Annotated in this window: 19 protein-coding genes and 2 tRNA genes; 16 read left to right on the plus strand and 5 right to left on the minus strand. The window is 68.9% G+C overall.

The genetic code is table 11. The features are described from left to right. Nucleotides 1-59: 59 nt before the first annotated feature. Nucleotides 60-272: a zinc ribbon domain-containing protein gene (locus CVH10_RS04160; RefSeq protein WP_035597573.1), complete on the minus strand. Its 213-nt coding sequence runs from the start codon at nt 270-272 to the stop codon at nt 60-62. A 154-nt stretch (nt 273-426) separates the two neighbouring features. Between CVH10_RS04160 and CVH10_RS04165 the strand changes: the two genes are divergently transcribed. From CVH10_RS04165 to nadA, 7 genes are all read left to right on the plus strand, one after another. Further along, nucleotides 427-2,235: a DEAD/DEAH box helicase gene (locus CVH10_RS04165; protein ID WP_035597570.1), complete on the plus strand. Its 1,809-nt coding sequence runs from the start codon at nt 427-429 to the stop codon at nt 2,233-2,235. Between the two features lie 212 nt (nt 2,236-2,447). Beyond that, the gene (locus CVH10_RS04170) at nt 2,448-3,320 is read left to right on the plus strand and encodes a ScpA family protein (RefSeq protein WP_369335731.1); all 873 of its coding nucleotides are present in this window, start codon (nt 2,448-2,450) and stop codon (nt 3,318-3,320) included. After that, a complete protein-coding gene (gene scpB, locus CVH10_RS04175) occupies nt 3,317-4,246 on the plus strand; it encodes an SMC-Scp complex subunit ScpB (RefSeq protein WP_106487911.1) in 930 nt (309 codons plus the stop codon). Before CVH10_RS04170 ends, scpB begins: the two co-directional genes overlap by 4 nt. Further along, complete coding sequence (rluB, locus tag CVH10_RS04180; RefSeq protein ID WP_035597563.1) at nt 4,246-5,097, plus strand: 23S rRNA pseudouridine(2605) synthase RluB; 852 nt, start codon at nt 4,246-4,248, stop codon at nt 5,095-5,097. Before scpB ends, rluB begins: the two co-directional genes overlap by 1 nt. 141 nt (nt 5,098-5,238) lie before the next feature. After that, nucleotides 5,239-5,314: transfer RNA gene (locus CVH10_RS04185), tRNA-Lys, on the plus strand. A 41-nt stretch (nt 5,315-5,355) separates the two neighbouring features. After that, nucleotides 5,356-5,431 (plus strand) — tRNA-Lys (locus CVH10_RS04190). Between the two features lie 277 nt (nt 5,432-5,708). After that, a complete protein-coding gene (gene nadA / locus CVH10_RS04195) occupies nt 5,709-6,737 on the plus strand; it encodes a quinolinate synthase NadA (protein WP_035597560.1) in 1,029 nt (342 codons plus the stop codon). 111 nt (nt 6,738-6,848) lie between these two features. Here nadA and CVH10_RS04200 read toward each other — a convergent pair whose 3' ends face one another. Beyond that, entirely contained in the window at nt 6,849-8,360 is a 1,512-nt protein-coding gene (locus tag CVH10_RS04200) for a M48 family metalloprotease (RefSeq protein WP_106487912.1), read from the minus strand. Nucleotides 8,361-8,492: 132 nt separating this feature from the next. Here CVH10_RS04200 and CVH10_RS04205 point away from each other — a divergent pair, with 132 nt between their 5' ends. Then, on the plus strand, nt 8,493-8,741 hold the full coding sequence (locus CVH10_RS04205) for a sulfurtransferase TusA family protein (protein ID WP_035597558.1): 249 nt from the start codon (nt 8,493-8,495) through the stop codon (nt 8,739-8,741). Continuing rightward, nucleotides 8,738-9,850 carry an AI-2E family transporter gene (locus tag CVH10_RS04210; RefSeq protein WP_035597556.1) on the plus strand — a complete coding sequence of 371 codons (1,113 nt, stop codon included), beginning with the start codon at nt 8,738-8,740 and terminating at the stop codon, nt 9,848-9,850. Before CVH10_RS04205 ends, CVH10_RS04210 begins: the two co-directional genes overlap by 4 nt. A 40-nt stretch (nt 9,851-9,890) precedes the next feature. Here CVH10_RS04210 and CVH10_RS04215 read toward each other — a convergent pair whose 3' ends face one another. Then, nucleotides 9,891-10,382 (minus strand): peroxiredoxin, encoded by a 492-nt coding sequence (locus CVH10_RS04215; protein WP_035597554.1) that lies wholly within the window; start codon nt 10,380-10,382, stop codon nt 9,891-9,893. Nucleotides 10,383-10,574: 192 nt separating this feature from the next. Here CVH10_RS04215 and dapA point away from each other — a divergent pair, with 192 nt between their 5' ends. The 4 genes from dapA to purC all read left to right on the plus strand — a co-directional run bounded on the left by dapA (nt 10,575) and on the right by purC (nt 14,033). After that, nucleotides 10,575-11,459: a 4-hydroxy-tetrahydrodipicolinate synthase gene (gene dapA, locus CVH10_RS04220; protein ID WP_106487913.1), complete on the plus strand. Its 885-nt coding sequence runs from the start codon at nt 10,575-10,577 to the stop codon at nt 11,457-11,459. Nucleotides 11,460-11,533: 74 nt separating this feature from the next. After that, nucleotides 11,534-12,493 (plus strand): lipoprotein-34, encoded by a 960-nt coding sequence (locus CVH10_RS04225; protein ID WP_369335721.1) that lies wholly within the window; start codon nt 11,534-11,536, stop codon nt 12,491-12,493. Next, nucleotides 12,493-13,278: an MBL fold metallo-hydrolase gene (locus CVH10_RS04230; protein ID WP_035597545.1), complete on the plus strand. Its 786-nt coding sequence runs from the start codon at nt 12,493-12,495 to the stop codon at nt 13,276-13,278. Before CVH10_RS04225 ends, CVH10_RS04230 begins: the two co-directional genes overlap by 1 nt. 41 nt (nt 13,279-13,319) lie before the next feature. After that, on the plus strand, nt 13,320-14,033 hold the full coding sequence (purC, locus tag CVH10_RS04235; RefSeq protein WP_035597543.1) for a phosphoribosylaminoimidazolesuccinocarboxamide synthase: 714 nt from the start codon (nt 13,320-13,322) through the stop codon (nt 14,031-14,033). 211 nt (nt 14,034-14,244) lie between these two features. On the opposite strand, the gene tsaA is transcribed toward purC, so the two are convergent. After that, a complete protein-coding gene (gene tsaA / locus CVH10_RS04240) occupies nt 14,245-14,964 on the minus strand; it encodes a tRNA (N6-threonylcarbamoyladenosine(37)-N6)-methyltransferase TrmO (RefSeq protein WP_106487914.1) in 720 nt (239 codons plus the stop codon). 113 nt (nt 14,965-15,077) lie between these two features. Between tsaA and CVH10_RS04245 the strand changes: the two genes are divergently transcribed. Beyond that, a complete protein-coding gene (locus CVH10_RS04245; RefSeq protein WP_046078249.1) occupies nt 15,078-15,599 on the plus strand; it encodes a GNAT family N-acetyltransferase in 522 nt (173 codons plus the stop codon). 12 nt (nt 15,600-15,611) lie between these two features. Here CVH10_RS04245 and nadC read toward each other — a convergent pair whose 3' ends face one another. Continuing rightward, nucleotides 15,612-16,463, minus strand: coding sequence for a carboxylating nicotinate-nucleotide diphosphorylase (gene nadC / locus CVH10_RS04250; RefSeq protein WP_035597535.1), 852 nt, complete (start codon nt 16,461-16,463; stop codon nt 15,612-15,614). Between the two features lie 77 nt (nt 16,464-16,540). Between nadC and ampD the strand changes: the two genes are divergently transcribed. Further along, complete coding sequence (gene ampD, locus CVH10_RS04255; protein WP_106487915.1) at nt 16,541-17,110, plus strand: 1,6-anhydro-N-acetylmuramyl-L-alanine amidase AmpD; 570 nt, start codon at nt 16,541-16,543, stop codon at nt 17,108-17,110. A gap of 336 nt (nt 17,111-17,446) precedes the next feature. Further along, nucleotides 17,447-20,122 (plus strand): pyruvate dehydrogenase (acetyl-transferring), homodimeric type, encoded by a 2,676-nt coding sequence (gene aceE / locus CVH10_RS04260; RefSeq protein WP_035597529.1) that lies wholly within the window; start codon nt 17,447-17,449, stop codon nt 20,120-20,122. Nucleotides 20,123-20,151: the final 29 nt, after the last annotated feature.

A 20,151-nucleotide genomic window follows, 5' to 3' on the forward strand; every position in this document is an offset into this window, starting at 1 on the left:
GCCCGGGCCACTGGCCCGGGCGTCGTCGTTGGCGGGGTCGCCGTCGGTGGCGGATCAGGTCAGGAAGCGTCGTCGCCGGAGCGCTCCTGCTCCTTGAGGTGGGCTTCCACGTCGTCGAGCAGGTGCTTGAACTGGGCCTGCAGGTAGTCGTAGCGGCCGAAGTCGTGGCCGCAGTCATCGCAGTAGACGTGGTACTGGTCCTGACGCCCCGGAGGCAGTCGTTTCATGCGGCTGCCGCACTTCGGGCACTCGGGGCTGGTCTTCACTTTCATGGGCGACTCTCCTGTGTCGACGAGGAAGATGACATGTCTCCTAGATAGCATGGCAGAGCCTGTCCGGGTCAAGTCTCACGCTGGAACGACGCTTCGCGCTGACGCGGGCCCGGGTGCTCGTTAAGATGGCGCCTGCATCGTCGAGAGGCCCGTCATGACCGAAACCGCTCCGCCCAGCCTGCGCCCCTACCAGCAGCAGGCGGTGACCCGTGTGGTCGAGCACTTCCGCGCCGGCGACGACCCCGCCGTGGTGGTGCTGCCCACCGGCAGCGGCAAGTCGCTGGTGATCGCCGAGCTGGCGCGTCTGGCCCGCGGCCGGGTGCTGGTACTCGCCCACGTGCGCGAGCTGGTCGAGCAGAACCACGCCAAGTACCAGGCCTACGGCCTCGAGGCCGATATCTTCAGCGCCGGCCTGGGCCGCAAGGAAAGCGGCCGCCAGGTGGTGTTCGGCTCGGTGCAGTCGGTGGTGAGGAACCTCGACGGCTTCGACTCGCCTTGTGAAGGGCAGGGTGCCTTCACGCTGCTGGTCATCGACGAGTGTCATCGGGTGTCGCTGGACGAGGATTCCAGCTATCGGCGGGTCATCGCCCATCTGCGCGAGCGCAATCCGCGGCTCAAGGTGCTGGGCCTGACCGCGACCCCCTACCGGCTGGGCCAGGGCTTCCTCTATCACCGCCACTATCACGGCATGGTGCGCGGCGACGACGACTGCTTCTTCCGCGACTGCGTGTTCGAGCAGCCGCTGCGGCTGATGGTCAAGCAGGGCTATCTGGCCGAGCCGCGGCTGGTCGATGCCGCCGTGGAGCGCTACGACTTCTCGGCCCTCGCGCCCGGCAGCGGCGGCCTGTTCCAGGAGGCGGAGCTGAACCGGGTGGCGGCCGGAAACCGGGCGACGCCGGCGATCCTCGAGGAAGTGATCGCCCACGCCGCCGAGCGCGCCGGGGTGATGCTGTTCGCCGCCAGCGTGGCCCATGCCGAGGAGATCATGGGTTACCTGCCCGCCGACCAGGCGGCACTGATCACCGGCGCCACCCCCGCCGCCGAGCGCGAGGCGATCATCCAGGCCTTCAAGGCCCGCGAGCTCAAGTACCTGGTCAACGTGGCGGTGCTGACCACCGGCTTCGACGCGCCCCACGTGGACCTGATCGCCATCCTGCGGCCCACCGAGTCGGTGGGGCTCTACCAGCAGATCGTCGGCCGCGGCCTGCGCCTGGCGCCGGGCAAGCGCGACTGCCTGATCCTCGACTACGCCGGCAATCCCTGGGATCTCTACGCCCCCGAGGTGGGCAGCCCCAGGCCCGCCGGCGACACCGAGCCGGTGCAGGTCGAGTGCCCGCAGTGCGGCCACGCCAACCTGTTCTGGGGCCGGCGCGACGGCGAGATCGTCATCGAGCACTTCGGCCGCCGCTGTCAGGGGCTGGTGGAGGAAGAGAGCGGGGATGGCATGGCATCGGGCGCCGGCAAGAGGCAGCAGTGCAGCTTCCGCTTCCGCTTCAAGGTCTGCGATCAGTGCGGCGCCGAGAACGACACCGCGGCGCGGCGCTGCCACGGCTGCGAGTCGCTGCTGGTGGACGCCGACGACAAGCTGCGCGAGGCGCTCAAGCTGCGCGACGCCCGGGTGCTGCGCGTCTCCGGCATGCAGCTCGAGGCCACCGTCAACGGCCGCGGCCTGCCGCGGCTCAAGGTCGTCTACCACGACGAGGACGGCGCCACCCTGGCCGAATGGTTCGCCCTGGAGACGCCGGCCCAGCGCGGCGCCTTCGCCGCGGCCTTCCTGCGCGAGCACCTGCGTGCCCCGGGCACGCGCTGGTCGCCGACCACGCCGGAGGAGGTGGTCGCCGAACGGCACCGCCTGCGCGCCCCGGACTTCGTGATCGGCCGCAAGGCCGGCCGCCACTGGCAGGTGCGGCGCAAGCTGTTCGACTATACCGGCCGCTATCGCCTCGCCGCCGAGGCGGGATGAGTCACGGCTTACCCTGATCCTCGCCGCTTGGTAGACTGTGCGGTCGATCATTCGCCGCCCCACCAGTTACCGGAGGCCTGCCCCGCGTGAGCGAGACGCCCCCGTCCACCGAGACACCCGACGACGCCCCGGGGTCCCCCGCCGACCCGACCGTCGCCGAGGGGGCCGGGGCGAGCGACGCCGAGGCGCAGGCGCTCAGCCAGAGCGCCGCGGTGCTGGGCCGGCTGTTCGACGAGCCGATCACCGAGCTGCCGGAGGATCTGTATATCCCGCCGGAGGCGCTGAAGGTCTTCCTCGAGGCCTTCGAGGGGCCGCTCGACCTGCTGCTGTACCTGATCCGGCGCCAGAACCTGGACATCCTGGCCATCGACGTGGCCGCCATCACCCACCAGTACATCGAGTACGTGGAGCTGATGAAGGCGATGGAGATCGAGCTGGCCGGCGAGTACCTGCTGATGGCGGCGATGCTGGCCGAGATCAAGTCGCGCACCCTGCTGCCCAAGCCGCCGAAGGAAGGCGGCGACGAGGACGAGGAGGATCCGCGCGCCGAGCTGATCCGCCGCCTGCAGGAGTACGAGCGGCTCAAGAACGCCGCCGAGGCGCTGGCCGAGTTGCCGCGGCTGGGGCGCGACTGGTTCCCGGCCCGGGCGGCGCTGCCGCCGCTGGAGAGCCGGGTGGTGCATCCCGACGTCGAGCTCGACGAGCTGCTCGGCGCCCTGGCCGGCATCCTGCGCCGCGCCGAGCTCAACCAGGCGCACCAGGTCAGCCGCGAGACGCTCTCCACCCGGGAGCGCATGCTGGCGATCATGGAGCGGCTCGACTTCGAGCGCTACACCGCCTTCGAGGCGCTGTTCACCCTCGAGGAGGGCCGCGCCGGCGTGGTGGTGACCTTCATGGCGATCCTCGAGCTGGCCAAGGAGTCGATGATCGAGATCGTGCAGAACGCCCCGCTGTCGCCGATTCACGTGCGCGCCCGGGGCGGCCCGCAGGACGACGAGGCAGATGAAGACGCCTACGCTGACGACGAGCCAGAAGGGGAGAGCCCCTTCGCGGATGACGACGACCAAGGGAGCGAGTCGCCATGACCGCCATGGAAATGCCCGATGCCCTGGACGAGATCCTCGAGGCCGCGCTGCTCGCCGCCGGCGAGCCGCTGTCGCTGGAGCGTCTGGAGAACCTGTTCGACGACCATGAGCTGCCGCCCCGGCGCGCCCTGCGCGAGGCCCTGGGGCGCCTGGAGGCGCGCCACCAGCGCGGTGCCATGGAGCTGCTGGAAACCGCTTCGGGCTACCAGCTGCGCATCCGGCCGCGGCTCTCGAGCTGGGTCTCGCGGCTGTGGGACGAGCGCCCGCAGCGCTACTCCCGGGCGCTGCTGGAGACCCTGGCGCTGATCGCCTATCGCCAGCCGGTGACCCGCGGCGACATCGAGGAGGTGCGCGGCGTCACCGTCAGCGGCCAGATCATGCGCACCCTGGTCGAGCGTGGCTGGGTGCGGGTGGTGGGGCATCGCGACGTGCCGGGTCGCCCGGCGGTCTACGCCACCACCCGCAGCTTCCTCGACGACTTCGGCCTCAAGACCCTCGACGAGCTGCCGCCGATGCACGAGCTCAAGGGCTTCGAGGAGGCGGAGCAGACCCTCGAGGACACGCCGCCGCCGCCCCAGCACGACCTGCTGGCCCAGGCGGACGAGCCCGTCGACGAGGCGGGCCAGGACGAGACACGGGCGCAGGACGAAAAAAATCACGAGGAAGTGGCGGAAACGGACGATCGCGCCGACACTGCCCCCCGCGACGACAGCTTTGCAGAGACGACCGCCGCCGAGGCTTCCGCGCCTGCGGCCGGCGAGACGACGGCCGGGACGGCCGACGATGACCACGCCGGGACGGCGTCCGAGCGGACAGGCCTGAGCTTCGCCGATCTCGAGGCCCGCCTGTCCGAACGTGCCCGGGGCCGCGTCGACGATGACGCTGCCCCGGGGGCGGAATCCACTACCAGCGAGACAGACGACTGATGAGCACCACCACCGAGAAACTGCAGAAGGTCCTGGCCCGGGCCGGCATGGGCTCGCGCCGCGAGATGGAAGCGGCCATCGCCGACGGCCGGGTCAAGGTCAACGGCCAGGTGGCGACCCTGGGCGACCGCATCGAGCCCCGCGACAAGGTCGCCCTCGATGATCGTCCGGTCACCCTGCGCGCCGCCGAGGAGGTGCCGCGGCGCGTGATCATGTACAACAAGCCGGAAGGCGAGCTGTGCACCCGCAAGGATCCGGAAGGGCGGCGCACCGTGTTCGATCGCCTGCCGCGCCTCAAGGGCGAGCGCTGGATCGCCATCGGCCGCCTCGACATCAACACCAGCGGCCTGCTGCTGTTCACCACCGACGGCGAGCTGGCCAACCGGCTGATGCATCCCTCGACCCAGATCGAGCGCGAGTACGCGGTGCGCGTGATGGGCGACGTCCAGCAGTCCCACGTCACGGCGATGGTCGAGGGCGTGATGCTCGACGACGGTCCGGCGCGTTTCACCGACGTGCAGGAGTTCGGCGGTGAGGGCATCAACACCTGGTTCCACGTGGTGATCATGGAGGGCCGCAACCGCGAGGTGCGCCGCCTGTGGGAATCCCAGGGGCTGACCGTCAGCCGCCTCAAGCGGGTGCGCTACGGCAACATCTTCCTCGACAAGCGGGCCAAGGCCAGCGAATGGGTCGAGCTCTCCCAGGAGGAGATCGACGACCTCGCCGGCATGGCCGGCCTGCCGGCGCGCAAGGTGCCTGAGCTGACCCCGGACGAGAAGAACCGCTGGAGCCGCGACAAGAACAAGCGTCGTCCGGTGCAGGCGATGCGCAAGCCCAAGTCGCGTCGTTAGCAAGGCGCGTGTACCGGGGCAGGCCCGCCGGCGAACGGCGCCGCGGGCCTTCCCGCCCCGGCAGGCGAGAAAATTCGCCTAAAGGTGAAAAAGCGCTTGCCATGCCGGGGGCATATCCGTATTATCTGCACCCGTTCGGAAGGGTCGTTAGCTCAGTTGGTAGAGCAGTTGGCTTTTAACCAATTGGTCGTAGGTTCGAATCCTACACGACCCACCAACCGAACCTGGATTCATGGCGACTGAGCCGTCATGCATCATGGGTCGTTAGCTCAGTTGGTAGAGCAGTTGGCTTTTAACCAATTGGTCGTAGGTTCGAATCCTACACGACCCACCAGATTCGACGCCCCTGCCTCCCTGAGGCAGGGGCGTTTTTCGTGCGCGCCCGGTCGGTGGCGCGCCTTGCAAGGGCGGCGGGACGGCGTCATGCTCGACGACGGTCCTTTCGTCTTGCAGGACGCGTTCGGCGCGTATTCCGGCTAGAATGAAAGCGGGTTGGCCAGGGCGGAAGACGCCGCGGTTGACCCACGGTGTGTCGCGGCGTGCGGAGCGCACGCGTGTCGGCACCTGGTGCAATGCAGGGGGAGCCCCTGCCGGTCACAGTGGTAGACACGATGACGATCATGACTTCCCGTGCCGAGCTGCGTGAGCAGCTGGCGCGTTCCTATTGCCCCACGCGCATTCCCGCCGAGGACGAGGCCCGCATCGAGGAGATCAAGCATCTGCTCGAGGCCAACAACGCCGTCCTGGTGGCCCACTACTACACCGACGACGCCATCCAGCAGCTGGCCGAGGAAACCGGCGGCTGCGTGGCGGATTCCCTCGAGATGGCCCGCTTCGGCGCCCGCCATCCGGCCGACACCCTGGTGGTGGCCGGGGTGCGCTTCATGGGCGAGACGGCCAAGATCCTGTCGCCGGAGAAGCGCGTGCTGATGCCGACGCTCGAGGCGACCTGCTCGCTGGACGTGGGCTGCCCGGCCGACGAGTTCAGTGCCTTCTGCGACCAGCATCCCGATCGCACCGTGGTGGTCTACGCCAACACCTCGGCGGCGGTGAAGGCGCGCGCCGACTGGGTCGTGACCTCGTCGATCGCGGTGGAGGTGATCGAACACCTCCAGGCCCGCGGCGAGAAGATCCTGTGGGCGCCGGACAAGCACCTCGGCGGCTACATCCAGAAGCAGACTGGCGCCGACATGCTGCTGTGGGACGGTGCCTGCATCGTCCACGAGGAGTTCAAGGCCAAGGGCGTCGAGGACCTCAAGGGCCTGTACCCGGACGCCGCGGTGCTGGTGCACCCCGAGTCGCCGTCCTCGGTGGTCGAGCTGGCCGACGTGGCGGGCTCCACCTCCCAGCTGATCAAGGCCGCCAAGGAGCTGCCCAACGAGGAGCTGATCGTGGCCACCGACCGCGGCATCTTCTTCAAGATGCAGCAGGCGGTGCCCGAGAAGACCCTGTTCGAGGCGCCCACCGCCGGCAACGGCGCCACCTGCCGCAGCTGCGCCCATTGCCCGTGGATGGCGATGAACGCCCTGGACAACCTGGCCGGCGCGCTGCGCGAGGGCACGGGCGAGATCCAGGTCGGCGACGAGCTGCGCCGGGCCGCGCTCAAGCCGCTCACGCGGATGCTCGAGTTCAATCGCTAGGCGTCGCCCGGCGCTTGAAGAGCGGCGCTTCGCGCCTGGACGCTGGAAGAAAAAACGCCCCTGGACGCGCGTCCGGGGGCGTTGCGTTTTGCCCTGTCTCCCAGCTTCCGGCTACTTGAACTTCTCCATCGTCTCCCGGTAGCCGACGAAGGCCTCGCGGCGCTGCTCGACGCGGGCCAGGGTAGTGGGGTCGCCCTCGATCTTGGCGATGTCCCTGGCGACCTCCAGCTGTTCGATGCCGCGGTCGATGCGACCGGTCAGTTGCAGCTGTTCGGCCCGGGCGAGATGCCCCCAGGCGCGGTGGCCGCTGCGTCCGGCGGCCTCGGCCAGCAGGGTGAAGACCTGGGGGTTCTCCGGCTGGCGGGCGGCCAGTTCGCGCAGCACGCGGTAGGCCTCGCCGGGATCGCGCTGCAGCAGGGCCTCGCCCAGCAGCAGGCCCGCCGGCGCGTAGCCGGGCATCAGTCGCAGCTGGTGGCGGCTGCGGCGGATGGCATCGTCCACCCGGCCGGCGTCGAGGGCGACCTCGGCGGCGGTGGCCGGGAGCAGGGCCAGGTCCGGCCACTGTACGGCCAGGGCCTCGAGGGTGGAGAGCGCCGCGTCGGTCCTGCCTTCCTGGGCGTCGATCAGCGCCGTGACGTAGCGGCGGGCCGCGGGTGGGGCGTCGTCGCGCTGCAGCCGCGTCAGCGCCTGTCGCGGTTCCTGGTCGTGGATGGCGAGCAGGGCCCGGGCGCGGACCATCTGGTATTCGGTGTCATCGCGGCGGTTGTCGCCGGCCGGCAGCTGGGCGACCCGCGCCTGGGCGTCGCTGATGCGTGACTCGGAGACCGGGTGGGTCAGCAGGAATTCCGGCGGTTGCCCGCCCTGCAGGGCCGCCATCTGCTGCATGGCGCGGAACATCTCGACCATGGCCTGCGGATCGTAGCCCGCGTTGGCCAGCGTCTGCAGCCCCAGGCGGTCGGCCTCGCGTTCGAAGCGTCGCGAGTAGGCCAGCTGGTCCTGAAACAGGGCGGCCTGGGAGCCCATGGCGGCGGCGATGCCGGCGTCACCGCCGCCGCCGGCGGCGAGCAGCATGCCCGCGAGCATGGCGGCCATGGCCGGGAGGCGTGTCTGCTCGGCGCGCCGCTGGCCGCGGGCGTAGTGGTTCTGCGAGAGATGGCCCAGCTCGTGGGCCAGCACCGAGGCCAGCGGCCCCTCGCTCTGGGCGAAGGCGAACAGCCCGGCATTGACGCCGATCACCCCGCCGGGCACGGCGAAGGCGTTGAGCCGCTCGCTGGCGACCAGGGTGATGACCGGGTCGATGCCGCCGACCTGGCTGTAGGGCAACAGCCTGGCCACCAGCGAGGAGAGGTAGTGCTCGGCGAGCGGGTCCTGCCACAGCGGGGCGTGGGCGCGGAACTGGCGCAGCCAGGCGCGGCCGAGCCGCGTTTCCTCGCCGCTGACCGCCTGGGTGTCACGTTGGGTCAGGCTCGGCAGCTCGAAGGTCGGCGAGTCGTCGAAGGTCGAGGGTGACGCGGCCTGATCCGGCAGCTCGAGCGACAGCGTCTGGCCGGCGGCCGGGGCGCTCAGTGCCAGGCTCAGGGTGATGGCGGTCAGGCAGGGCAGGGGGCGACGCAGCATGGCCATCCTCGGTCGTCGGGCGCGTGGGGGTGTTCCCTCCGACATTGATTCAGCGGGGAAAGTGCCTTTAAATCGCAGGCATTCATGCCGTTCGCGACGATGAGCGCGACGGCTCCAGGCATTCTCGCGGGAGACGACATGGCTGTGCAACCCGACGACGTCCTCGATGCCAGAGGGCTTTCCTGTCCGTTGCCTCTGCTCAAGGCCAAGCAGGCGCTGTCGCGCCTGGCGCCCGACCAGGTGCTGGAAGTGATGGCCACCGATGCCGGTTCCTGGCGCGACTTCGAGACCTTCATCGCCCAGAGCGCCCATGAGATGCCGGCCCGCGAGGAGCGGGGCGAGGTCTATCACTACTGGATCCGCAAGGGCGGGGAGGCCTCCTCATGACGCTGCGTTCGCTGCTGCGCGGCTGGGTCGATCACTATCTCTCCGACGAAGAGGCGGTGATCCTGCTGGTGGTCCTGGTGCTGGGCTTCGCGGTGGTGATCTGGCTGGGCCAGATGCTGGCGCCCTTCCTTACCGCGCTGGTCATCGCCTTCCTGCTGCAGGGCGGGGTGAATGCCCTGACCCGGCGACGGGTACCGCACTTCCTGGCGGTGATGCTGGTCTATCTGGGCTTCGTCGGCGTGGTGCTGGCCATGGCGCTGGTGCTGCTGCCGCTGATCTGGACCCAGCTGGTCAACCTGCTTCAGGAGACGCCGCGCATGTTCGCCAGCGGCCAGCAGCTGCTCGCCGATCTCCAGACCCGCTATCCCGACCTGGTGACGCCGGCCCAGATCCAGGACTGGGTGGGGATGGCGGGCCGCGAGGTGACCCAGCTCGGCCAGCGGGCGCTGACGCTGTCGCTGGCCTCGCTGGGCAACATCGTGGGGCTGATCGTGTACCTGGTGCTGGTGCCGATCCTGGTGTTCTTCATGCTCAAGGACCGCGACCGGCTGGTGGGCTTCGCGGTGTCATTGCTGCCGCGCCGGCGGGGGCTGATGACCCGGGTATGGCAGGAGATGGATGCCCAGATCGCCAACTACGTGCGTGGCAAGGTCACCGAGATCGTGATCGTCGGCGGCGTGGCCTTCTTCACCTTCGCCTTCTTCGGGCTGCCCTATTCGGCGCTGCTCGGCGTGCTGGTGGGGCTGTCGGTGCTGGTGCCCTACATCGGCGCCGCGGTGGCGACGGTGCCGGTGGCGGCGGTGGCCGGCTTCCACTTCGGCGTCGGCGACCAGTTCCTCTACGTGCTGATCGCCTACGGGGTGATCCAGGCGCTGGACGGCAACGTGCTGGTGCCGGTGCTGTTCTCCGAGGCGGTCAACCTGCATCCGGTGTCGATCATCCTGGCGGTGCTGTTCTTCGGCGGCGTGTGGGGCTTCTGGGGGATCTTCTTCGCCATCCCGCTGGCGACCCTGCTCAAGGCGCTGGTGTATGCCTGGCCGCGGGGCATTCAGCAGCATCGCCAGGAAGAGGCCGCCCACCACGCCCCGAACGGCGCCGACGAGGCCTGACAGCGCAGCGCCGTCCCGGCCGGGACGGCGCGTTCGCGGCTTACTCGCCGGCCGTGATGTCGCCGGCGTGAAGGGCCTGGGCGGCCTCGAGGACCTCGTCCACGTGGCCCTTGACCTTCACCTTGCGCCATTCCCGGGCGAGCCTGCCCTCGGCGTCGATCAGGAAGGTGCTGCGCTCGATCCCCAGGTGTTCCTTGCCGTAGAGCTTCTTGAGCTTGATCACGTCGAACAGCTGGCACACCGCCTCGTCCTTGTCGGACAGCAGCGTGAAGTTGAAGTCCTGCTTGGCCTTGAAGTTCTCCTGGGCGCGGATGCCGTCGCGGGAGACGCCGACGATCACGGTGTTGGCGGCGTCGAAGGCGTCCTTGCGGTCGCGGAAGTCGCCGCCCTCGGTGGTGCAGCCCGGAGTGCTGGCCTTGGGGTAGAAGTAGATCACCACCTGGCGGCCGCGCAGTTCCGAGAGGCTGAGGGTGGTATCGCCGGTGGCGGTGGCGGTGAAGTCGGGCACCGGCTGACCGAGGCTGACGCTCATGATGGGGCTCCAATCGGGGAATGAACGTCATGATTACACGCAACCCGCCGTCGACTGTAAAGTCGCCGCTGTACAGGCTCTCGAGCCCTGAGTACCATTTGGCCCCTGGCATCGCGCCCACGGGCGAGGGCGGGTTTTTCTTGGCGGCCGAGCCCTGCGGTCGCCGGCAGGCAGCGAGAGGACAAGACGAGGATGATCACGGGTAGCATCGTCGCGCTGGCGACACCGATGAAGGTCAACGGCGATATCGACTGGGACGCCCTGCGGGCCCTGGTCCATTTCCATCTGGACAATGGCACCGACGCCATCGTCGCGGCGGGCACCACCGGCGAGCCGACCACCATGTCGTTCGCCGAGCACTTCGACGTCATCCGCGCGGTGGTGGAGGAGGTCGGTGGCCGGGTGCCGGTCATCGCCGGTACCGGCGCCAACGCCACCTCCGAGGCGGTCGAGCTGGCGCGCTACGCCAGCGAAGTGGGGGCGGACTACTGCCTGTCCGTGTGCCCCTACTACAACAAGCCGACCCAGGAAGGCCTCTACCAGCACTTCAAGGCCGTCGCCGAGGGCAGCAACCTGCCGGTGATCCTCTACAACGTGCCCGGCCGCACCTGCTCCGATCTCTACAACGAGACCGTGCTGCGCCTGGCCGAGGTGGACAACATCGTCGGCCTCAAGGATGCCACCGGCAACCTGGAGCGCGCCGAGGACCTGATCGCCCGCCTCAAGGGCAGCGGCTTCATGCTCTACTCCGGCGATGACGGTACCGCCTGCGACTTCATGCTGATGGGCGGCCACGGCGACATCTCGGTGACCGCCAACGTGGCCCCCCGCGCCATGCACGAGCTGTGCGCCGCGGCGGTGGCCGGCGACTCGGAGAAGGCGCACCAGATCAACACCCGTCTGATGCCGCTGCACACCAATCTCGGCATCGAGGCCAACCCGATTCCCGTCAAGTGGGCGCTGAATCGCATGGGGCTGGCCGAGGCGGGCATCCGTCTGCCGCTGACCTGGCTCTCCGAGAAGTACCACTCCACCGTCAGCGAGGCCCTGCAGCTGGCCGGCGTGATCGACGACTGAGGTCGACGAACCGAGAGTGACGACTGACGCGGCGCGAGACGCCGCGACCTGGACAACTTGAGCAAGGTGGACGCATGAGCTCTGCGCTGAAATGGATGCCGCTGGTGGCGGCGCTGGCCCTGGCCGGCTGTGCCCGCGACGGCTACTACGACGACCGTGGCACCGACTACGTCGACGCCGAGTCGAGCGCCCCCCTGGTGCTGCCCGACGCCCGCGACGACCGCCGCTTCGGCAATGCCATGCCGGTTCCCGAAGCGCAGGGGAGCTTCGTCTCACAGGGTGAGGACTTTCGCGTGCCGCCGCCTCGCGCCCTGGGCGCCGGGAGCGGTGTGCAGGCAGGCGGCGTGGCGCTGCGCGAGGCGGCCGGCCAGCGCTGGCTGGTGATCGGCGCCGCGCCCAGCGTCGTCTGGTCCGAGCTCGAGGACTTCGTGGCCGAGCGTGGCCTCACGGTCGTCCAGCGCGACGCCAACCGCGGCCTGCTGCTCACCGATCAGGCGCGGCTCAGCGTCCGGCCCGGCCTGCAGCAGGGGGCCAGCGAGCTGCGCTGCGAGCAGGGCGGTTCGCCCCAGCAGCGCTGCCTGCGCGCCCTGCAGCGTCGCTTCGAGGCCCGTGGTGCCACCGCCAGCGCCTCCTCGCTGGCGGTCCAGCGCCCCGGAGATCAGGCCAATCCGCTGCTCACCCGGTCCGGCGGTGAATGGCGCCTGGAGCTGCCCTATGGCGTGGATCGCACCTGGGCCGAGCTGAGCTACCAGCTCGAGGCGGACTTCGCGGTGCAAGAGCGTCGCGAGCTGCTGGAGCAGGACGCCGAGGCCCGCACCTTCCTGGTCGACTATCTGACGCTCAGCGCCCGCAGCGAGGGAATCTGGGACACCCTGACCAGCTTCGGCGGGGCGGACCCCCAGCGCATTCGCCTGTCGCTCGAGGCCTCGGGGCCGCAGAGTGCCGTGCTGAAGGCCGATTCCGCCGACGACCGCGAGCTGTCCGACGAGGATCGTCGCGAGCTGCTCGAGCGGGTGGCGGGCCTGCTGGGCTGATGACGGAGGTCGCGACGCGGCGGCTGCAGTTCGCCTCGCTCGGCAGCGGCAGCAAGGGCAATGCCACCCTGGTCAGCGACGGCGAGACGCGCCTGCTGATCGACTGCGGCTTCGGTCTCAGGGAGACCGAGCGTCGCCTGGCGCGCTTCGACCTCCATCCTCGCCAGCTCGATGCCGTGCTCGTCACCCACGAGCACGGCGATCACATCCGCGGGGTCGGTCCGCTGGCGCGGCGTCACAAGGTGCCGGTCTATCTCACCCCGGGCACCTGGCTGTCGGGCAAGCTCGGCGAGGTGCCGCATCGGCACTGGATCACCCCCCAGGCGCGCTTCGCCGTGAAGGGCATCGAGATCGACCCGGTCACGGTGCCCCACGACGCCCGGGAGCCGGTGCAGTTCCGGCTGGCCGCCGCCGGTCGCCGCCTGGGCCTGCTCACCGATCTGGGTCATCCCAGCGAGCACGTGGTCGAGGCCTTCCGCGGCTGCGACGCCCTGGTGCTGGAGTGCAATCACGACGTCCATCTGCTGGAGACCGGCCCCTACCCGCCGAGCTTGAAGCGCCGGGTCGGCGGCCAGTGGGGGCACCTGGCCAACGCCCAGTCCGCCTGGCTGCTGCGGCGGCTGGGGCTGGACGGCCTGCAGCGCATCGTCTGCTCGCACCTTTCCGAACACAACAATCGCCCCGAGCTGGCCCTGGAGGCCCTGGTGCCACTGCTCGACGGCGACGATTCGCGCCTGACGGTGGCGGCCCAGGATCAGGGGCTGGACTGGCAGGCGATCACCTGAGATTCCAGAATTCCATCTGACTGTTGCCTGTGGAGGCTCCCATGGAAAAGCGCCAAGAACTCTATGCCGGCAAGGCCAAGTCCGTCTTCGCCACCGATGACCCGGATCGCCTGATCCTGCACTTCCGCGACGACACCAGCGCCTTCGACGGCGAGCGCATGGAGTCGCTGGAGCGCAAGGGCAAGGTCAACAACCGCTTCAATGCCTTCATCATGGGCAAGCTCGAGGAAGCCGGCATCCCGACCCACTTCGAGGGCCTGCTCGGCGACAACGAGTGCGTGGTCAAGAACATGGACATGCTTCCGGTCGAGTGCGTGGTGCGCAACATCGCCGCCGGCGGCCTGGTCAAGCGCCTCGGCGTGGAAGAGGGCAGCGAGCTCAATCCGCCGACCTTCGAGCTGTTCCTCAAGAACGACGCCCTGCATGACCCGATGATCAACGAGTCGCTGGCCGAGACCTTCGGCTGGGCGACCCCGGAGCAGCTGGCCGAGATGAAGGCGCTGACCTTCCGCGTCAACGAGGTGCTCAAGGCGCTGTTCGCCGCCGGCGACCTGCTGCTGGTGGACTACAAGCTCGAGTTCGGCGTGTTCCAGGGCCGGATCGTGCTGGGTGACGAGTTCTCCCCGGACGGTTGCCGCCTGTGGGACGCCGAGACCCGCGAGAAGCTGGACAAGGACCGCTTCCGCCAGGGGCTGGGCGGCGTGATCGAGGCCTACGAAGAGGTGGGCAAGCGGATCGGCGTCGACTTCTCTTGAAGACGACTGCCATGCCGAACGAAGGGCCCTGCGGGGCCCTTCGTCGTTTCTGGCATCCGGCACTCGGCACGGGTGAGGTGCGCGCCGGAGCGGTGCCGTCATGGGGTCAGACCCCGGCGGTCTCGCCGTGGCAGGCGAGGTGCGCGACCACAGGCAGGATGGCCTGGCTGGGGTCTGACCCCATGAAAGCCTGTGTTCCTGCTCTCTGCCGCTACGCCGCCACGATTTCGACGACCTCCAGCGCTGTCTCGCCGGTCTCACTGGTGAGGGCTTGGAAGCGCACGTCGACGTCGCGCAGCCGCACGCCGTAGATGCGTTCCTCCGCACCCTGGCGATAGGCGGGGCGCGGGTCCTGGGCCAGCACCTGCTGGATCAGTGCGCGCAGCGAGGCGCCGTCGGGGCGGGCGGCCAGCGCCGCCTCGGCCATCGGCGTCAGGCGCACGGGCAGGGCGCTCGGCGCCTCGGGGGCGAAGCCGGCGCGGGCCTCGGGGCGCGATTCCGCCCAGGGCAGGTAGGGCTTGATGTCGAGCACCGGGGTGCCGTCGACCAGGTCGGCGCCGCGCAGCCGCAGGCGCACGCCGTCGTCGGTGTCGATGCCCTCGAGCTCGACCAGCGACAGCCCCAGGCGGTTGGGGCGGTGGGTGCTGCGGCTGGCGAACACGCCCACTTTCGCGTTGCCACCCAGGCGCGGCGGCCGCACCAGCGGCGTCCAGCGTTCGGGGCTCAGGTGGAAGACGAAGGTCACCCACAGGTGGCTGAAGGCCTCCAGGCCGCGCACCGCCAGCGGATCGTCGTGGGGGGGCGTCAGCACCAGGCTGGCCCGGGCGGCGTCGGCCAGCCCCGGCTGGCGGGGAATGCCGAACTTGTCGGGGTAGTCGCTCTCGATGCGTCCGATGGGTGTCAGGTCGAAGGTTCGGGGCGTCTCGTTCATGCGCGCGTCCGCCGGTCGCCGGGGCGATGATGCGCCGCCCCTGCCATGGGCATTGGCGCGGCGGCATCGCTTCGGTAGTCTCTGGGCGTCTTCATCTTCGCAGGGTGTCCCTCATGGGTCAGTTCGAATCTCCGCACGACGCGGCGCCGCGCATTCTCTACCGCGAGGCTCGCGCCCAGGACGGCGGCGATCAGGCCGAGGTCTTCCATCATGCCGTCATGCAGGGCGCCATGAGCCACTACACGCTGGCCGCCCGGCAGGCCTGGGCGGCGGTGCTGCCCCGCGAGGGCAGTGCCTGGGTGGCGCGGCATGCGCTTTACACCACCCTGGTGGCGACCTGTGACGGTCGCTGCGTGGCCTTCCTGGAGCTGGACCTGCCCCGCGGCCATGTGGAGTCGCTCTACGTCTGGCCGTCGCTGGCCCGGCGCGGCATCGGCGGTGCCCTGCTGGGGCACGCCGAGCGCCTGGTGCGCGAGCGCGGTGGCGAGCGCTTGAGCATCGACGCCAGCCTGGTGATGGCCGACGGCCTGGAGCGCCGCGGCTGGTCCCGGGTGCGCGAGGAATGGGTCGAGCGTGGCGGCGAACGGCTGCCGCGCCGGCGCCTGGAGAAGCCCCTGGCGCCGCAGCCGGCCTGAGTCGGGCGCCGCCTAGGCGCCTTGTTCCAGGAAGCGCATCGACAGGTCGATCGCCTTGACGTCCTTGGTCAGGGCGCCGCTGGAGATGCGGTCGACGCCGGTCTCGGCGATGGCCTGGAGGGTCGTCTCGTCGACGTTGCCCGAGGCCTCGAGGATGGCGCGCCCCTCGTTGCGGCGCACCGCCTCGCGCATGTCGTCGAGCGAGAAGTTGTCGAGCATGATGATGTCGGCCTGGGCGGCCAGCGCCTGGTCGAGCTCCTCGAAGGTCTCCACTTCCACTTCCACCGGCAGGTCGCGGGCGATGCGTCGGGCTTCCTCGACCGCCGCGGCGATGCCGCCGCAGGCCGCGATGTGGTTCTCCTTGATCAGGAAGGCGTCATAGAGGCCGATGCGGTGGTTGAGGCCGCCGCCGCAGGTCACGGCGTATTTCTGCGCCAGGCGCATGCCGGGCAGGGTCTTGCGGGTGTCGAGGATGCCCACGCCGGTGCCGTCCAGCAGGTCGACGTAGTGCCGGGTGCGGGTGGCGGTGGCGGACAGCGTCTGCAGCAGGTTCAGCGCCGCGCGCTCGCCGGTGAGCAGGCTGCGTGCCGGTCCTTCCAGCTCGAGCAGCGGCGCCCCGGCCTCGAGGCGGTCGCCGTCGGCGGCCTGCCAGCGCAGTGCCACCCGGGCGTCGAGGCGGCGGAACAGCTCGTCGACCCAGGCCACGCCGCACAGCACCGTCGGCTCGCGGGTGATCACCCGGGCCCGGGCCCACTCCTTCTCGGGGATCAGCTCGGCGGTGATGTCACCGGGGCCGACGTCCTCGGCCAGCAGCCGGGCGGCGCTGTTGCGGATCTCTTCGGCGAGGGCGTCCTGATAATGCATGGTGGCGTGGCCTCTGTGCGGGGAAGCTAGGGGCGTTCATTATAGGGGAAAGGTCAGGACCGACGTCAGGGGGAAAGATGCCGATTCACGAGGGCTGGCTGGCGGATGCCCGGCGGGTGCCGTCGCCCAACCACAACGCACGGCCGGCCGGCGAGGTCTCGCTGCTGGTGCTGCATTCCATCAGCCTGCCGCCGGGCGAGTTCGCCGGCGATGCCATCGAGCGGCTGTTCACCAATCGCCTGGAGCCGGACGCCCACCCGTTCTTCGCCGAGATCGCCGGGCTTCGGGTCTCCGCGCACCTGCTGATTCGTCGCGACGGCGAATGCGTGCAGTTCGTGCCCTTCCACGACCGGGCCTGGCACGCCGGCCGCTCGCGCTGGCGGGACGGCGGGGTCGAGCGCGAGGGGCTGAACGACTTCTCGGTGGGCATCGAGCTCGAGGGCGACGAGGTTTCGCCCTATACCGCGGCCCAGTACGAGGCCCTGGCCCGGGCGACCCGAGCGCTGCTGGCGGGCTATCCGGCGATGAGCGAGGCGCGCATCACCAGCCATGCCCATGTCGCGCCACTACGCAAGACCGACCCCGGGCCGGCCTTCGACTGGGCCTATTTTCGCCAGCGCCTGGCCGCCACGGCCATTCTTTCGTAATAAAACTGTTTTATAAAAGCCCGTGGCGTGTCGAGGAAACGTGTCGGCGAAGCGGCGATGAAATCGGATAACGCCGTCGATCTGGCTCGATTCAGCAGGAAACGGGAACTGGCATCCGATTTCAAAGTTTTGAAAAGGCTTTCCATATCTGCTTCAATTGGCAGTCGGCAGCGTTTGCGGTATCGTCGGCGCACCCGCCGACTTTAGTCGTGCTGACTTGTAAAACGACTACAACAGAAATATTCCGGCATGGAGGTGATCCTTCCATGACCGTCATCATGCGCCACACCCCCTTGCTGGGGGCTGTTGCCCCCAACGTCATTCGGAGAGACGTCTATGAGTCTTGAGACAAGAGAAGATCTCGATCCGGTCGAAACCGCGGAATGGTTGGATTCCCTGGAATCGGTACTGGATCGCGAGGGCGAGGAACGTGCCCGGTATCTGATGACCCGCCTGGCGGATCGCTATCGCCATGACGGCATGCAGGTGCCTTTCTCGGTCACGACGCCGCACCGCAACACCATTCCGGTGCACCGCGAGGCGCCGATGCCCGGCGATCTCTTCATGGAACGTCGTATCCGCTCGCTGATCCGCTGGAACATGGCAGCGATGGTGACCCGGGCCAACAAGGCCAACAAGGGCATCGGCGGCCACCTGGCCAGCTTCATGTCCTCGGCGACCCTCTATGACGTGGGCTTCAACCACTTCTTCCGCGCGGCCAACGGCGACTTCAAGGGCGACCTGGTGTTCATCCAGGGCCACAGTGCGCCGGGCATCTATGCGCGCTCCTTCCTGGAAGGGCGTCTCACCGAGGCGCAGATGGACAAGTTCCGCCAGGAAGTCGACGGCGACGGCCTGTCCTCCTATCCGCACCCCTGGCTGATGCCGGACTACTGGCAGCTGCCCACCGTGTCCATGGGCCTCGGCCCGATCATGGCCATCTACCAGGCCCACGTCATGAAGTACCTGGACCAGCGTGGCCTGCAGCCGATGCAGGACCGCAAGGTCTGGGCCTTCCTGGGCGACGGTGAGTGCGACGAGCCGGAGACCCTGGGGGCGATCCACCTGGCCAGCCGCGAGAAGCTCGACAACCTCAACTTCGTCATCAACTGCAACCTGCAGCGTCTCGATGGCCCGGTGCGCGGCAACTCCCGCATCATGGACGAGCTCGAGGGCGTGTTCCGCGGTGCCGGCTGGAACGTCATCAAGGTCGTCTGGGGTCGCCATTGGGATACCCTGTTCGAGAAGGACAAGAAGGGCGTCCTGCAGAAGCTGATGGACGAGACCGTCGACGGCGAATACCAGAACTGCAAGGCCAACGGTGGCGCCTATACCCGGGAGCACTTCTTCGGCAAGTACCCGGAAACCGCCGAGATGGTCAAGGACATGTCCGACGAGGACATCTGGAAGCTCAACCGCGGCGGCCACGATCCGTTCAAGGTCTACGCGGCCTACCACGAGGCCTTCCACAACGACAGCGGCCGTCCCACCGTGATCCTGGCGCACACCGTCAAGGGCTACGGCCTGGGTGCCGCCGGCGGCGAAGCCGACATGGAAGCGCACCAGATCAAGTCCATCGACGATCAGGACGTGCTCAAGAGCTTCCGCGACCGCTTCGGCATCCCGGTGTCCGACGAGGCCATCGAGAACGAGATGCCGTACTACAAGCCGGGCGACGACAGCCCGGAGATGAAGTACATGCATCTCCAGCGCGAGCGCCTGGGCGGCTACCTGCCGGCGCGCAACCCGGATTTCGAGGCGCTCGACATCCCGGGTCTCGACGACAAGATCTTCGCCTCCCAGACCGCCGGCTCCAAGGGCCGTGAGGTCTCCACCACCATGGCCTTCGTGCGGATCCTGAACGGTCTGGTCAAGCACAAGGGCTTCGGCAAGCAGGTCGTGCCGATCGTGCCCGACGAGGCGCGGACCTTCGGCATGGAAGGCATGTTCCGTCAGCTCGGCATCTACACCTCCGAGGGCCAGAAGTACGAGCCCATGGACAAGGGCCAGCTGATGTTCTACCGCGAGGACAAGGCCGGCCAGGTGCTCGAAGAGGGCATCACCGAGGCCGGCGCCATGTCCTCCTGGATCGCCGCCGCGACCTCCTACAGCAACCACGGGCTGCCGCTGCTGCCGTTCTACATCTACTACTCGATGTTCGGCTTCCAGCGCATCGGTGACCTGGCCTGGGCCGCCGGCGACATGCAGGCGCGCGGCTTCCTGGTCGGCGGCACCGCCGGTCGTACCACCCTCAATGGCGAGGGCCTGCAGCACCAGGACGGTCACAGCCTGATCCAGGCCTCGACCATCCCCAACTGCCGCAGCTACGACCCGACCTACGCCCACGAGGTCGCGGTCATCGTGCAGGACGGTCTGAAGCGCATGTTCGCCGACAAGGAGAACTGCTTCTACTACCTGACGGTGATGAACGAGAACTACGAGCAGCCGGCCCTCGAGGAGGTCCCTGCCGACGACATCATCAAGGGCATGTACCTGCTGCGCGAGACCCAGGGCGACAAGCGGGTCCAGCTGATGGGCTCCGGCACCATCCTGCGCGAGGTCGAGGCCGCCGCCGAGATGCTCGCCGAGGAGTGGGGCGTGGGCGCCGACATCTGGAGCGTCACCAGCTTCAACGAGCTGCGTCGCGAGGCCCTGGAAGTCGACCGTCAGGCGTTCCTGCATCCGGCCGACGAGCCGGGCAAGCCGCACGTCACGCGCTGCCTGGAAGGCCGTGAGGGTCCGGCCATCGTCTCCACCGACTACATGAAGCTGTACGCCGACCAGGTCCGCGCCTGGGTGCCGACCGACTATCATGTGCTCGGAACCGACGGTTTCGGCCGCTCCGATACCCGCGAGAAGCTGCGTCACTTCTTCGAGGTCAACCGCTACTTCGTCACCGTGGCCGCGCTCAAGGCGCTGGCCGACCGCGGCGAGATCGATCGCAAGGTCGTCGGCGAGGCCATCGAGAAGTACGGTATCGACCCCAGCAAGCCGAGCCCGCTCTCTGTCTGAGGCGTCGACCGACCGGTGGCATGGCGGGC

The sequence above is a fragment of the Halomonas sp. ND22Bw genome, assembly GCF_003011945.1.
Taxonomy (GTDB): Bacteria; Pseudomonadota; Gammaproteobacteria; order Pseudomonadales; family Halomonadaceae; genus Halomonas; species Halomonas halophila.

Coding starts and splice junctions, on each gene's coding strand:
- rluB (WP_035597563.1), top strand. CDS start 4,246: ATGAGCACCACCACCGAGAAACTGCAGAAGGTCCTGGCCCGGGCCGGC.
- ampD (WP_106487915.1), top strand. CDS start 16,541: ATGCCGATTCACGAGGGCTGGCTGGCGGATGCCCGGCGGGTGCCGTCG.
- CVH10_RS04165 (WP_035597570.1), top strand. CDS start 427: ATGACCGAAACCGCTCCGCCCAGCCTGCGCCCCTACCAGCAGCAGGCG.
- CVH10_RS04215 (WP_035597554.1), bottom strand. CDS start 10,382: ATGAGCGTCAGCCTCGGTCAGCCGGTGCCCGACTTCACCGCCACCGCC.
- CVH10_RS04245 (WP_046078249.1), top strand. CDS start 15,078: ATGGGTCAGTTCGAATCTCCGCACGACGCGGCGCCGCGCATTCTCTAC.
- CVH10_RS04200 (WP_106487912.1), bottom strand. CDS start 8,360: ATGGCCATGCTGCGTCGCCCCCTGCCCTGCCTGACCGCCATCACCCTG.
- CVH10_RS04230 (WP_035597545.1), top strand. CDS start 12,493: ATGACGGAGGTCGCGACGCGGCGGCTGCAGTTCGCCTCGCTCGGCAGC.
- tsaA (WP_106487914.1), bottom strand. CDS start 14,964: ATGAACGAGACGCCCCGAACCTTCGACCTGACACCCATCGGACGCATC.
- dapA (WP_106487913.1), top strand. CDS start 10,575: ATGATCACGGGTAGCATCGTCGCGCTGGCGACACCGATGAAGGTCAAC.
- scpB (WP_106487911.1), top strand. CDS start 3,317: ATGACCGCCATGGAAATGCCCGATGCCCTGGACGAGATCCTCGAGGCC.
- CVH10_RS04225 (WP_369335721.1), top strand. CDS start 11,534: ATGAGCTCTGCGCTGAAATGGATGCCGCTGGTGGCGGCGCTGGCCCTG.
- purC (WP_035597543.1), top strand. CDS start 13,320: ATGGAAAAGCGCCAAGAACTCTATGCCGGCAAGGCCAAGTCCGTCTTC.
- nadA (WP_035597560.1), top strand. CDS start 5,709: ATGACGATCATGACTTCCCGTGCCGAGCTGCGTGAGCAGCTGGCGCGT.
- CVH10_RS04210 (WP_035597556.1), top strand. CDS start 8,738: ATGACGCTGCGTTCGCTGCTGCGCGGCTGGGTCGATCACTATCTCTCC.
- aceE (WP_035597529.1), top strand. CDS start 17,447: ATGAGTCTTGAGACAAGAGAAGATCTCGATCCGGTCGAAACCGCGGAA.
- CVH10_RS04205 (WP_035597558.1), top strand. CDS start 8,493: ATGGCTGTGCAACCCGACGACGTCCTCGATGCCAGAGGGCTTTCCTGT.
- nadC (WP_035597535.1), bottom strand. CDS start 16,463: ATGCATTATCAGGACGCCCTCGCCGAAGAGATCCGCAACAGCGCCGCC.
- CVH10_RS04160 (WP_035597573.1), bottom strand. CDS start 272: ATGAAAGTGAAGACCAGCCCCGAGTGCCCGAAGTGCGGCAGCCGCATG.